This window comes from Micromonospora sp. NPDC005215 (assembly GCF_040607915.1).
Taxonomy (GTDB): domain Bacteria; phylum Actinomycetota; class Actinomycetes; order Mycobacteriales; family Micromonosporaceae; genus Micromonospora.
In genome coordinates, this window is record NZ_JBEXHQ010000007.1 from 113,297 (window position 1) to 127,060 (window position 13,764).

Below are 13,764 nucleotides of genomic sequence, written 5' to 3' on the forward strand. Positions count from 1 at the left end.
CGGTGGCCATCTCGGTGCACGTGCCGGTGCGGGTCCGGCTGGACGCCCGGTCGGTGACCGAACGTCCGGAGGTGGTGACCGAGGCGCTCGCGGCGGCCCTGGCCCGCGCGCTGGAACACTCCCGCCGCGAGGTGGTCGCGCCCCGCGGCGGCTACCTGGAGGTACGCCCCGAAGCGCCGACCTTCCGGTGGACCGGCGCGGACGGCGAGCGGGTGTCCCCGGGCGACCGGCGGGCCTTCGAGGCCCGGCTGCGCCGGCGCATCGACGAGGTGATCGCCTCGGCGCGGCTGGACCCGGGACTGCCCGCCGGGGTGGCCGCGCCGCTGAGCCGGCCGGCGGCCGAGGTGTTCGACGCGGCTCGGATGCGTCACCTGCTGGCCGTCTACCGGGTGCCGTCCTACGACGACGGTGGTGACGCCGCCGAGGTGCCGGTGGACGGCGACGAACCGCCCCCGGTCACCCACCAGTGGTTGCTGCGGCCGGTCACCTACCTGGTCGGTCACTTCGCCGAACTGGCCCGCGAGGCGGTACGCCAGCACGGTGGCCTGCCGTCGGGCACCCCGCAGGGGGTCATCGCCCGGGTCATCGACCCCACCGGCCGGCAGGTGTGGCTGGTCATGGTGACCACCACCCCGCTGTCGTACCTGACCTTCGACACGTTCGGCGAGACGGTCTTCCGGGCCACCCCGCAGCCGCACTTCGAGGTGGAGGCGCGGGTGCCCAGCCCCCAGCCCGGGACGGTGCAGCGGCGGCCGGTCGCCGACCGGGCGGCGCTGGTGGCCATGGTGGACGAGGAACTCAGCGCCGACATCCGGCAGCGGCTTCGGACCGCCCAGCCGCGCGGCGAGACGACGAGCGTCGAGGAGTACCAGGCGCAGATCGAGCGGGCCGTCGACGCCGAGGTGACCCGGCGGGTCGACGGGATCCTGGCGTCGGTGGGCGGGGCGTTGCCGACCAGCCTGGTGACGGTCAGCATCGGCGGGGTGTCGCTGCTGCTGGTGGGCACCGAGGAGACCGACGCCACGCTGCACTGGACCGGTACCGCCAACCTCCTGCCGATCAGTGTCGAGCAGCGACCGGCGGCGCCACCGGACTCGAACGCCCCACCCGGCGGCAGCATCGGCGACGGCACCGGCACGGGGTCCGGCGCGGGCAGCGGGTCGGGCGGTGGCACCGGCAGCGGACCGGGCGGTACCGGCGATGGGACGGGCACCGGTACCGGCGGTGGCACGGGCACCGGTTCCAGCGATGGCACGGGCACCGGTTCCGGCGGCGGCGGCGTCGGTGGGGACGGCACCGGCGGGCCTCGGCGGGGCGGGTTCGTCTTCGACCCGAGCAGCCCCAGCGCCCCACCCGGCGTCGAGGGCCGACGGTTTCCGGCCGTCGCGGGCGAGCACTCCGAGCTGCGGGCCTGCGCCCCGTTCAACGGCGAACCCGAACTGGCCGCGCTCGGCCCGGACGGCGACGAGCTGCGCCGGCTGATGGACGACATCGCGTTCCGGCTCCAGATGGGCGAGCCGTGCCGCTACCCGGCGAACTTCTGCCTCCAGGCCGCCGCCATGCTGCGCGGGCGGGCCGCGGCGATCAGCCTGCTGGTCGGCGCGGCCGAGCGGGAGGCGTTCACCCGGCCCGTGCCGCAGGGCTCCGGAGGGCTCGGCCCGCTGGACTTCCGGCCGGTCGCGTCGCCCGCCGTGCAGTTCCTGCGCCACCTCGCCGGGGTGGTGCCCCGCCTGGACCACCTCGCCCAACTGGTGATGGACCGCTACCGCCAGCCCGAGCACTTCGCCCGGATCCAGGGCGGCTGGATCGACTCGTCCGCGTCCTGGAACCTGCACTTCGTCCAGGCGTTCAGCCCCGCCGTCAAGGGCGCCGTCGGGCAGTTGTTCATGGTCGGCAGCCAGGCCATGCTGGTGCAGCTGCTGCTCAGCTCGCGGACCGGCATCGACGCGCGGATCACCCACTTCGACAGGTACGCGCCGATCTTCGAGCGGTTGATCGTCTCCCAGCTCACCGACTACGCCGAGCTGCAGGGGCTGCGCGAGCGGCTGCGCCGCCACGAGGCCGCCCGGTGGACGCAAGCGCACACCGACCTGGTTGGCGGCACCGTCGCCACGGTGAGCGTGGCCAACCCGGCCACCGCCTGGTACGGGGCCGCCCGCGCGATCTCCAGCGCGTTCCTCGCCACCGAGGCCGCGCTGAGCAGCCCCGGCGCGGCCGGCGAGATCGTCGAACGCGACGGCGCCACGCGGATCCGCGACTCACACGCGGTGCTCTGGACCCTCGCCGAGATCGAACAGGCGCTGGTCCTCCAACGCGGCGAGGCCGAGGGCATCGACCCGCTGGTCAAGCAGATCACCGACCTGCCCGACGTGCTGGCCCGCTTCGCCGGCAACCGGTCGGCGATCCGCGACGAGCTGTGGCGGGTGTTGCAGGACATGCGGCGTAACAACACCGAGATGCTCGGTCGTGCCCGCACCGACGCCCGGTTCGCGTTCCGGTCCAGCCGGATCAGCGAGCACATCCCGTCGGCGACCATCCCCGGTGGACGCTTCGCCCTGCAGGGCATCCACCTGGTCACCCACCAGCAGCTCGGGGAGTTCTTCGGCGGCAACCTCTACTACACCACGGGCATCGACGACCTGTTCGGCACCGAGTTGGGCCGGGAGGCGCTGAGCGCGTTCGGCATCATGGTGGGGATCATCGCGTTGTCGCTGCTCTGCCCGCCGCTGGGCTTCGTGGTGGGGGTGGCCGTCGCCGCCGTCGACGTGGCACACGCCCACCAGCGCGAGCGCCTCTACTCCTCGATGCTCGACCCGGAGCTGGTGCTCACCCGCACCGAGGTCGAGGTCGAGCTGTTCGCCGCGTACCTCGGGTTGGCGTTGTCGCTGATCCCGGAGGCCGGCACCATCGGCGGCGCGGCCGTGCGCGGCGGCCGGGTCGCCCTGCGCTTCGGCGTCCGCGCCGGGCTGCGCGCCGCCCGGGGGTACGTGGTGCGCCGGGTCACCCGGCAGATCATCGAAGCCGCGTCCCGTGACCTGCTCCAGGGGTTTCTCACCGAGATCCTGCTCAACGAGGTGCTGGAACGGGTCGTGCAGAAGCTGATGGAACCGGTGCTGGCGTACGTGGAGCGGGAGGCGATGCTCAGCGGCGCGGTCGGCGGCCCGGAGGGCGCCCGGTTCATCCTCATGGTGCTGGACTCCCAGCCCGGTGGCGCCGCCGCCGGTCCGCGCGTCCCGGTGGTGCGGCAGTGACCGGGCCGCGCCGGTTCCGCGCCGGCCGGTTCCTCGACGCCGCCGCCGTGCACGCCGCCGCCGACGCCAACCCGCGGCTGCGCAGTTTCCTGCGGACCGTCGCCGCGCACAGCGAGGCCGGCGAGGTGCGCTCCCGGCGGCTGCTGGAACACCTCATCCGGCGCATCGTCGACGACGTCGGTGACCTGCACCTGGGCAACGCGCTCAACCGGCTGGAACGCATCGCCGTGCTGCGGGACAACATCGCCGCGATCCTCGACCACGTGCTGGAGGGCGGCACCCTGCCCGAGGGGGTGCGGGTGGCCACCCTCGGCGAGTACTTCGACCAGCTCAACACCGAGATGCGCGAGCTGAGCCGACCCCGCGACGGCATCGTCGGGGACGCCCCGCTGCGGCTGGCCGACGACGCGGCCGCGTACGCCGACTCGCTGTTGCGTGAGTTCGACGCCGGCGGCGTCGCGGCCGGTCGGCACGTGGAGCCCACCGCGATCGTCGGGGACGCGTACCGGGCCATGCCGGCGGACCGGCAGGCCGCGCTGCGCCGCGCCGCGGAACTGGAGCCGGCCGCGTTGTGGCACGCGGTGGCCGCCGAGAGTGAGGCCGGCAAGCGGGCCGCCGTGGCCGACCTGGAGACCCGCCTCGGTGGCCGGCTCAGCCCCGACGAGGTGGCCCGGCTGCGCACCGCCGTCGACGACCTCGGCCGGGCCCGCTCGCGCGGCCTGCAGGTGAGCGAGGCCCGGCTCACCGAGGCCCTCGCCCGGATCGGGGACGCCGACCTGCGGGCGGTGGTGGCCGGCGGCGACGTCTGGCTCACCCAGCAGCTCGCCCTGCACAACCCGGAGGCCCTGACCACCCTGTGGCGGCGCTTCCGGGACCGGGGCGGCAGTGCCGACGACGGCCCCGGCTTCCGCGCCTACCTGCGCCACGACATGGTCACCTACGGCCGGGGCGTGCTCGGCGAGTACAGCGCGGCGTTCTCGCTGAGCAGCATCGAGCTGTTCCTCAAGGGGCCGGACGCCAACGTCAAGGTCGCCGGCACCGACCTGGTCGGCATCGGCCACGACGGCTGGGTGTGGCTGATCGACGACAAGTCGCACCGCGCGACAAGCGTCGCCGGGGTCAGCGCGCTCACCGAGAACCTCGTCACCAACCTGCGCCGCGACGCCGCCGACTTCCGCGACGCCATCGCCCGGCTGCACCGCGACGATCCCGGCTTCATCCCCGACCCACGGATCCTCGACGCGATCTCCCGGATGGAGGATGCCGCCGCCGAGATCGACCGGATCAACCGGCGCGGGTCCGCGTCCACCCGGCCCGCGCGGATCAGCGCGGCGCTTCAGGAACGCCGGTTGCGGCTGCGGGTCACCAGCGCCGCCGGCGAGGTCCGCGAGATCACCCAGGCGCTGCGCGACCTGGGCCTGGCCATCGAACCCACCGGTCCGCCGGTGCCGCTGCCACCCACCGGAGGGCGCTGAGCATGGCCATCACCAGCAGCTTCATGCGGTACGGCACGGTGCCGTCCGCGATCATCAGCGACGGGATCCTGCCCATTCCGCTCTGGGCCGTCACCGCCATCTCCCTGGCCCAGACCTACCACCTGCCGCCGATCGGTTCCACCGCGCACAAGGCCATCGTGGCCACCCACGACGACACCATCACCCTGACCGGGGTGCTGGTCGGCGCGGAACGCTACGCGTGGAAGTTCGCCCTGGAGACGATGGCCGAGGCGAGCAAACGCGGCACCGCCCTCGCGGCGTACTCCGGGGGGAAGTTCGGCGGGCTGATCCTGGTCACCTCGATGACCATCCGCACCGACATGCAGGTGCAGTCGCTGACCTTCAACGCGTCCGCCGCCCGCCGCGACGTCCTGGACACCACCATCACCCTCGTCCACGTGCCCCGTCCCAGCCTGCTCGGCAAGCTGCTCGACGTGGCCAGCATCGGAGTCGGCGCGCTCGCCGACGGGTTGGGCAACTGATGCCACCATTCCCGATCGACCGCTACCTGCTGCCGGAGACGCCCGTCGAGGTGCCCGACGGGTTCACCGAGGTACGGCAGAGCCTCACCGCCGGTCTCCCGCACCGCGTCGAGCTGGGCGCCGGTGTGCACGCGGTGCTGATCCTGCCCACCGGGCTGGCCCGGCAGTGGCTGAACACCGACCCCCTCGCCGTGGTCAGCAGCTCCGCCGACGACCTGGCGCCCCGACCCGCGCCCCCGGCCGTGCTTCCGCCACCGGCGCTGGTCGGGCGGGTGCCGCTGCGACTGGTGGTCCGTCAGGGCATGCGGATCCTCGGCTCGGTGCCGCTCGCCGCCGGCCTGCGCCGGGTCTGCCCGGACGCCGGCCCGTCCACCGGGCCCGCCCCGATCGTCGTGGAGCTGCTGGTGCTCGGCTGGCTGCTGCACGCCGGGACGGTACGGGGCTCCGGCGACTACGGCTCATCCCTCGCGCTGGCCTGGCGGCGCGCCGATCGCGCGGTGGACCAGTTCGGGCCGCCACCGATCAACGAGTTCGTCTGGCGTCGCCGCCCACCCGCGCAGCGCGTCGAGTCCGAGCTGGGCCCCGGCCGGCTGCGCTACCGCTACCTGCTCGACAAGAAGCTGCGGAGGGTGCTGCGATGACGCTCACGCCGTTCCAGACCGGTCAGGTCCGCCAGGGCGCCGTCGGCAACGACGCCGGCTGGACCCTGACCTTCCACCGGGAGACAGCGACCGGACTCAGCCAGGACGCCGCGCTCACGCTGTCCAGCGCCGACTACTACGCGGCCATCGACGCGGCGCTGCCCGACGGGCTGGGCCCCGGCGCGTACACGGTCACCGTGCAGGGGCTGATCGACGAGCACTTCGCCGCGCTGCGCACCGCCGAGGGACAACCGCCGCTGGTGGCGAAACTGCACCTGTACTGGCGGGACGCCAACACCTCCGTCGGCGCGTTCTTCACCAACCTGGTCGGCGTCAACGCCGGCCCGACACCGGCCGAGCTGACCCAGGCGCTGGTCGCCGTGCTGCGGGTGACGAAGGTGCGCCGGCTCACCGGCGAGCGGACGTACGACACCGAGCTGACCCTCGTCGAGCAGGCGTACGCCCGGCTCGGGCAGCGGGTCGCCGAACGGTTCGAGGCGGCCAACTTCACCGCCGCGATCCGGACCATCAGCGAGCGGACCAGGGTGGACGTCACGGGGTGGGGCGCCAACCCGGACGGCACGATGACCCGGGGTGCCACCGAGGCGGCCGGCGACGAGCGGGTCGCCTTCGGCGCCGGGCTGCTCCACCGCGCCGGGCTGGAGCGGATCGGCGGCGCGTTGCAGCAGTCGCTCAACGCGTACGGGCGGGGGATGCTGCTGATCCGCGACGGCACGGTGCACGTCGGCAAACGGCCGATTCCCTATCCCGAGGGGGAGCCGAAGCCACTGACCCTCGCCACCGGCCTGCTGGAGTGCACCGAGAACGGCACCCAGGACACCGACCCGTACGCGGCCACCGAGGCCGGCGGCACCGCCGCGCCGCGCCGTCGGGCGTGGACCCTGACCCTCAAGGGCCGACCCGACCTGAAGCCCGGTGACCTGGTGCGCTTCGACCCGCCGGCGGTGGACGAGGCCACCACGTTGGGCAGCGTCGGCGCGGCGCTGCTCGGCTCGTTCGCCGCCCCGTTCGCCCCGTCGACCGGGGAGTTGGGCGCGGGGGCGAAGCTGCTCTACCTGAGCGCCGCGCGGCACACCCTGTCGCGTACCGCCGGGTTCGTCACTGTGGTGCAGGGCGTCGAGGTCACCTCGGGCGCCCAGGCGTGGGACAGCTGGAGCGACGCCTCCGGCGTGGGCGCCGCCGAGCCGGCCGGCCCGGCGTCGTCGCCCGGGGTGGCTGCCGCCGAGGCGGTGCGGCGGGCGGCCCGCGCCGCCCGGGGCGAGACGCGCGGCCTGGAGATCGGCGAGGTACGCGCGGCGGCCACCAACGCCAGCGGCGCGGTGGAGCCGCCGGCGCAGACCGAGACGGTGTGGGAGGGGTTGGCCCGCCCGGACGGCCGACCCAACGCGGCCCGTCGCCTGCCGGTACGCCGGGAGCAGCCCGCGCCGCTGCCCGGGGTGACCTACCTGACCCCGTTCGCCTGGGGTGGCTGTGGGCTGATCCTGCCCCGCTACCCGGGCACCCGGGTGGCGCTGGCCTACCGCAACGGCGCGCCGGACGACCCGGTGGAGGTGGGCGCGCTCTGGCCCACCGGGCACGCCCCGGTGTCGCAGCCGGGGGACTGGTGGCTGTCCCTGCCGGTGGGGGTGGCCACCAACAGCCGCTCGTCGATCGGCGACACGGTGGTGCCCACCGACCACGACGGCAAGGTGGCGCACGACCTCACCGACGGCGACGGCAACCGGGTCATCGAGCTGGGTGAGCTGACAGTGCGGGTGGGCCGCGCCCAACTGCGGGGGCGGGGTCAGCGCCCGGCCCGCGCCGACGAGGCCGACAGCATCACCATCGAGCACGCCGCCGGCGGGTCGTCGATCGTGATGAAGCAGGACGGCTCCATCACCATCACCGGCACCCAGATCGACCTGGACGCGGGCAACGGCGCGGTGAACATCAGCGGCGGCACCGTCAACATCGCCGCCGACGACGTCGACGTCCAGGTCGACAACGCGATGAACGTCCACTGAGGAGAACGCGATGGCTTTCGTGCTCACCACGTCGAGCGACGTGCACTGCCCCAACCAGGGGAAGGTCTCCCCGGCCGGGCAGAGCAAGCTGACCGTCAGCCACATCCCGGTGACCCGCCTCGACGGCATCAGCGGCAAGTCGGTGACCGGCTGCACCATCACCACCAGCAACTCCACCAAGCAGTGCGGCACGGTGGCCTCGGCGACCGGAGCGGCCAGCAAGCTCACGGTCGGCGGGGCCGGGGTGGCCCTGGACTCGCTCAGCGGCGCCACCGACGGCTCCAGCCCCGGCCTGGCCGCCAGCGCCGGGCAGACCAAGCTGAAGGCGGTCTGAGGTGGACCGGACCGAGCGGGAACGGCAGGCCGCCCAGCGCCGCTACCTCGGCTGGGGTCTCGCCTTCGAACCCACAATGCCCGGCGTGGACCTGGCCCGCGACATCGTCTTCGACGACGGCCCGAACGGTCGGGTGCTGGCCCTCGTCGCCGGCACCGACAACGTGGCCCAGAGCCTCGCGGTGGCGCTGACCACGCTGCGCGGCTCGAACGTCTTCGACGCCACCTTCGGGTTCGACGGGCTCAACGCCCTCGCCGAGCAGATCGAGCCGAACCTGATCCGCGAACAGGTGCGTATCGGCATCATCACGCTGCTCGACCGCGACCCCCGCGTCCGGAAGATCGTCGACGTCAACCTCGACGACGGCCGGCTCGGCGCGGGCCGTGCCGACGACGCGGCGGCCGCCGCGCTGCGGTCCTCCCGCACCCTCCAGGTGCAGGTCCAGTTCGAAACCATCACCGACGACCGGCTCTCGGTGCATCTCGGGGAGCTACCCAGTGTCTGATCCCACCCTGCCGGCCGAGCTGGCCGACGTCCTCGCCGTCGACGCCGCCGCGCTGCGGGCCACCGGCTCGACCGGCTTCGGCATCGTCGAGAGCGGCTTCGTGCCGAAGTCCTTCGCCCGGCTGCTCGCCGAGAAGCTGGCCACCGCCCGGCTGCTCTTCGGCGACGACATCGACCTGACCAGCGGCGCCGTGCTGCGCAAGGTCCTCGAACTGGCCGCGCTGGAGGACGCCCGACTGTGGGCGGCGCTCGGCGCCGTCTACGACAACTCGTACGTGGTGTCGGCCACCGCCGACGCGTTGACCCGCCTCGGCGAGGAACTCGGCATCCCCCGGCCGTACCTGCCGGCCCGGGGCACTGTGAAGCTCAAGCTGAAGGCCGCGCTGCCCACCGGCCGCACCCAGCTCACGCTGCCCCGGGGAGCGCGACTGTCCACACCCGGCGGACACCACGTGGCCCTGGACGAGACGGTGGTGCTCTCCGCCGCCGTGGGCGAACGGGTGCCGGCCGTCGCCGCGTTCTATCCCGGCCCCGCGCACAACCTCGACCCCGCGCAGCCCAGCCAGAAGATCGACAGGTGGAACCGGGCCGACACCCTGCTGGCCGACCTGGACGACGCCGAGCAGGCCGCCGGCACCGAACTCGTGGAGATCACCCACACCGTCGCGCTGACCGGGGGCGAACAGCAGGTCCCCGACGCCCGCTACCGGCAGCTGCTGCTGGCCGCGCCCCGCTCCATCTGGACGGCCGAGGCGATCGGACTGGCCGTGGCGACAGTGCCCGGCGTACGCCAGGTGCAGGTCTTCGACGGCCGGGGCGGGCTGGACCTCAACCAGTCCATCTTCGGCAACTTCAATTTCATCGAGCGGGTCTTCAGCACCGAACGCGACCTGGGCAACCCGTACTACGTCACGGTGCTTGTCGCGCCGACCGCCGCGGCCATCTGGGACGGGCCGGACGGTCTGCACGCCGCCGTCGAGTCGGTCATCGAGGACCTGCGCCCGGTGGGCATCTTCGCCTCGGTGGACCGGGCCGACGAGGTGGGCATCGGCGTCGAGGCCGACCTGGTGATCCGGGGCCTGCCCCTGCCCACCGGCTCGAAGGAGACGGTGAACGCGTCCACCGCCGCCACCGAGCTGCGCGCCCGCCTGCACGCCCGACTGCGCCGCTACGTCGACGAGCTGCCCTTCGGCGAGCCGGTCCGCGCCGCCGAGGTGATCTGGACGCTGATGAACGAGCCGGGCGTCGCGGACGTCCGCGCACTGCGGCTGGTCCGCTTCCCGGCCGACTCGGCGGTGGTGGTGACCGGCAGCGCGCCCACCGGCGACGGGGTGCAGCGCCTGCCGGTCGGCGACAACGCGGTGCTCGCCGCGAACCAGGTGCCCGTCTACGTCGACCGGGACGACCCCCGGCCGTTCCGGATCGTCTGAGCGGGGGACCGATGACCGACATCCGGGTGCCGGTGGACGGCGCCGACCCGTCCGTCGAACGCAACCTCGTCGACCAGTTGGAGGGCCCGTACCCGGGCACCGTCCGGCGGGTGGTGGTGCCGCTGAGCAGCACCGGCGCCGCGGTGGTGGACTGGACCAGCAGGCATCCGCTGCTCGCCGTCGTGCTGCGCCGGGACCTGGCCGAGGAGACCGTCCGGGTGACAGTCACTGTGGATCCGGGTGGTGCGGGCGAGCGGGTGCTGCCGCCGGTGGTCTTCGCGCCCTGGTCGGCCGCCGGTGCGTCGGTGCCCGCGTACGCGCCGGACACCGCCGACGAGCCGCTTGTCGCGTCGTTTCCGGTCGCCGTGACGGCGGAGCGGGCCACCGAGGGCGCCGCCGCCACGGCGGTCACCGGTGCCGCGCTCACCGGGCTGGTCGAGCTGGCCGTGCTCGAGGGCAACCTGGGCCGGCTGCTCTACCTCATGTCGTACGAGAAGCACCGGCTGCGCCGCGCGGCCCGGGAGGTGCACGCGTACCGGACCCTCGCGCACGCCCGGCGCGACGCCCTGGACCGGATCGGCGCGGACGTCGGGGTGGCCCGCTTCGTCGACGAGTTGGTGCACGAGCCGGCCAGCGGCGAGGTGTACGCCCGCCGGCTGGCCCCGCCGGCCCGCGAGCCGGACGCCGCGTACGCCCACCGGCTCGGGCTGTTCCGACGCTTCCTGCTGCCCACCCCGGGTGCGGTGCGCGGTCTGCTCAACGGGCCCGGCGCGGACACCGACCCGAACGCCGGGCTCTTCGCCGACCTGCCCGGCGGCGCACGGTTCACACTGCGCGAGGACGACGACCGGTTCGCGGTGGCGATCCGGCTGGTGGCCGCCGGCGATCCGCAGCACCGCACGAACTTCCTCGCCCAACTGCGCCGGGACCGCCTCGTCCTGCCGGCGAACACCCCGCCGAACAACACAGTGCACGCCGGCCGGGCCCTGCCGGGCAGCCGGCTGGCCGAGGTCACCGCGCTGCGGGCCAGCCTGCGCCAGTCGTACGCCTTCGACAGCGCGCACGCCGTCGCGCCGCCGCTGGCCGCCGCCCTGGACCGGGCCGGGCGGGTCTGCCGGGCGCTGGGCTCGTCCGTGGTGTGGCAGGTGACCCGGGCCCAGGACGACGCCGGCGGCAGCCGGTACGAGCTGGGCCTCGGAGTGGACGTCAGCTGGCCGACGCCCGCGCAGGCCAATGACCTCCGCAATCGGGTGCTGGACACCGGCCGGGCGGTCACCGCCGACCGGACCGCCGAGGCGTTGATCGCCGCCGCCCGCGCGCGCGGTGTGCCCACCGTGGCGGCCGACGGCGAGCTGGCATGGCTGTGGCAGGTGTGTGGGTTGCCCACCACGCACCGGATCAGCACCACCAGGATGTACCTGTCCCACCTGCCCACCCGGGGGTTGGCGGTGACCGCGCCGCTGAACGCCACTGTCGGTGCCGACGTGACAGTCGAGGCGCGGTTCCACGCGCCGGGCGACCCGGGCGGCAACGCGCTGCTGCTGGCCGGGTTGGCCGCCGCCGCGTCGGCGTGGACGGGCGCCGGGGAGCCGGCGTGGACCCCGCTGACCGACGCGGCGGCCCGAACCCGGTGGGCGGCCGTGCCGACCCGGCCGGCGGGACAGCCGGTGGACCAGGTGCTGGCCGCCGCCGGCCTGCCCGCGGTACGGGACCCGGCGCCGGTGGTGGCCGCGCTGAACCAGCTGCCGGACGAGCTGGTGGAGACCATCGAACTGCCGGCGGCGTTGGCCAGCGCGCTGATCGCCGGCCAGCCGGCTGCCGGCGACCGGCTGGCCCGGCTGGTCGGATTGCTGCGCGACCAGCACCTCGCCGCCGCGCTGCCGCTGGTCGAGACGGGCAACCGGGTGTTGCTGGTGTGCGGCGTGATCGGCCTGCCACAGGCCGGGCTGAACCTGGCCGAGCGAAGGGCCACCGGTTTCCGCTGGTACACAGTGGGGCTCGGCGGCGGCACTGCGGAGATCAAGGCGGTCGGCGCGCGGACCGCGCTGCGGCCCACCCACGCCGGGCTGGTCGCCGTGGTGGCGCTCTCCTACGTGCGCACCGGCCGGACCGACCCGTACGAGTTCCGGGTGGAGCTGCCCGACGGGGTGACGTTGACACTGGCCCAGTACGAGCGGCTGATGAACGCGCTGACCCGGGTCTGCCCGCTCGGCGTGGAGATCAACACGTTCGGCATCCGCCGCGACCACGTCGACCTCGACGCCGATGGCACCGCCGAGCCACTGCGCCCGGCGGTGGCCCGGACCTTCCGCACCTTCCAGCAGCGCCGGCACCGCGGCGTGTACGACCAGCTCTGAGAGGGACACCGCCATGGCGAGCGAGATCAATTACGACGGGGTGACCGTCACCGAGCTGTACGAGGCATTCACCCAGCACGGCATTCCGGCCTCGGACGCCAGTGTGCTGGTCTCGTCCTGGATCTACGAGAACGTGGGCACCGCGAAGCGGGTGTTCAGCTACGCCGAGTCGTTCCCCGCCGTGGAGCCGGGCTGCGCGCCGCCGCCGTTCGCCCGCACCTTCGCCCACAGCGACTGGGTCGACGGCGAGGACGTGGTGCAGGCCGGACAGACCCCGGGGGAGCAGGGCTTCAACGAGCGGTTCCACCGCATCGAACACGACCTCGACCACCTCGGCACCGACCTGGCCAAGGCGTTCTCCTGTATGGCGGCGATGCGGGTGAGCCTGCGGCGGCTGCTGGACGAGATCCGCGCGGAGATCAACCGGCTGCACTCGACAGTGCACGAGAACAAGGTCAGCCCCGGCCCGTACGCGCTGGAGCAGATCCCCAACTACATCGGCGCGCTGGACTTCGGCAAATACATGGGCACCACGATGTTCATGGACAAGAAGGTCAGCATCTGGCAGACCAAGGCCGGCACCATCGTGCTGCCCGCCGTGGAGACCCTCGGCGTCGACGTGGTCGTCGGGCCCAAGGTCCGGGGCGCGGCCTACCTGGAGCGGTACGCCGCCGAGAACGGTGACGTCCGGCAGCGCTTCCCGCGCGAGGTGAAGCTTGTGGAGTTCATCCGTACCTTCGGCGACGACGAGCTGGCCGACGGCCGGACGGTCCGCGACGTGCTCAAGGTGCTGCCGGCGGACACCAGCTACCCGAGCCTCGACGCCCTGCTCGGCGAGGTGAGCGAGCGGGAGGCCGTCATCGTGCGCACCACCATCGGGGCCCAGTCGGCGGTCGCCGCCGCGCTGGGCATCGAGAGTGAGTTGGAGAACGTCGCCGACGCCGACATCGCGATGCTCGCCGGGGTCCCGACGAAGGCTCGGGCGGCGCTGACCCGCGCCGGGATCAGCACCCTCGGCAAGCTGGCCGAGGCGCCGACCGAGCAGGTGCTCGCCATCATGAAGGAGGCCGGGGTGCGCGCCGGCGTCGGTGACGCCGCCGAGTGGACCGGGTACGCCCGGACGCTGAGCAAGCTGCGCTGAACGGTCGGGACCGAATCCGGCGAACGGTTGACCTATGCCGTTCGCCGGGTCGGTGTGACGACACTGCGCTGGCGCGCCGACCGTCCACATCCGAGCGTGAAACT

The 13,764-nt window shown here is 73.8% G+C and carries 10 protein-coding genes; all 10 read left to right on the forward strand.

What is annotated here, in order from left to right:
- Nucleotides 1-2: 2 nt before the first annotated feature.
- The 10 genes from ABZU25_RS08695 to ABZU25_RS08740 are packed head-to-tail and all read left to right on the forward strand — an operon-like array spanning nt 3 to nt 13,660.
- On the forward strand, nt 3-3,251 hold the full coding sequence (locus ABZU25_RS08695) for a hypothetical protein (RefSeq protein ID WP_355028713.1): 3,249 nt from the start codon (nt 3-5) through the stop codon (nt 3,249-3,251).
- On the forward strand, nt 3,248-4,726 hold the full coding sequence (locus ABZU25_RS08700; protein WP_355028714.1) for a hypothetical protein: 1,479 nt from the start codon (nt 3,248-3,250) through the stop codon (nt 4,724-4,726). Before ABZU25_RS08695 ends, ABZU25_RS08700 begins: the two co-directional genes overlap by 4 nt.
- A gap of 2 nt (nt 4,727-4,728) precedes the next feature.
- Nucleotides 4,729-5,229, forward strand: a complete 501-nt coding sequence (locus ABZU25_RS08705; protein ID WP_355028715.1) for a hypothetical protein — start codon at nt 4,729-4,731, stop codon at nt 5,227-5,229.
- Entirely contained in the window at nt 5,229-5,870 is a 642-nt protein-coding gene (locus tag ABZU25_RS08710) for a hypothetical protein (RefSeq protein ID WP_355028716.1), read from the forward strand. The genes ABZU25_RS08705 and ABZU25_RS08710 overlap by 1 nt, the downstream gene beginning before the upstream one ends.
- Nucleotides 5,867-7,894, forward strand: coding sequence for a hypothetical protein (locus ABZU25_RS08715; protein ID WP_355028717.1), 2,028 nt, complete (start codon nt 5,867-5,869; stop codon nt 7,892-7,894). Before ABZU25_RS08710 ends, ABZU25_RS08715 begins: the two co-directional genes overlap by 4 nt.
- A 10-nt stretch (nt 7,895-7,904) precedes the next feature.
- Nucleotides 7,905-8,228 (forward strand): hypothetical protein, encoded by a 324-nt coding sequence (locus ABZU25_RS08720; RefSeq protein ID WP_355028718.1) that lies wholly within the window; start codon nt 7,905-7,907, stop codon nt 8,226-8,228.
- Between the two features lies 1 nt (nt 8,229).
- On the forward strand, nt 8,230-8,733 hold the full coding sequence (locus tag ABZU25_RS08725) for a hypothetical protein (protein WP_355028719.1): 504 nt from the start codon (nt 8,230-8,232) through the stop codon (nt 8,731-8,733).
- Nucleotides 8,726-10,162, forward strand: a complete 1,437-nt coding sequence (locus tag ABZU25_RS08730; protein WP_355028720.1) for a baseplate J/gp47 family protein — start codon at nt 8,726-8,728, stop codon at nt 10,160-10,162. Before ABZU25_RS08725 ends, ABZU25_RS08730 begins: the two co-directional genes overlap by 8 nt.
- An 11-nt stretch (nt 10,163-10,173) precedes the next feature.
- A complete protein-coding gene (locus ABZU25_RS08735; protein WP_355028721.1) occupies nt 10,174-12,519 on the forward strand; it encodes a hypothetical protein in 2,346 nt (781 codons plus the stop codon).
- A 13-nt stretch (nt 12,520-12,532) separates the two neighbouring features.
- Entirely contained in the window at nt 12,533-13,660 is a 1,128-nt protein-coding gene (locus ABZU25_RS08740) for a hypothetical protein (RefSeq protein WP_355028722.1), read from the forward strand.
- Nucleotides 13,661-13,764 lie beyond the last annotated feature (104 nt).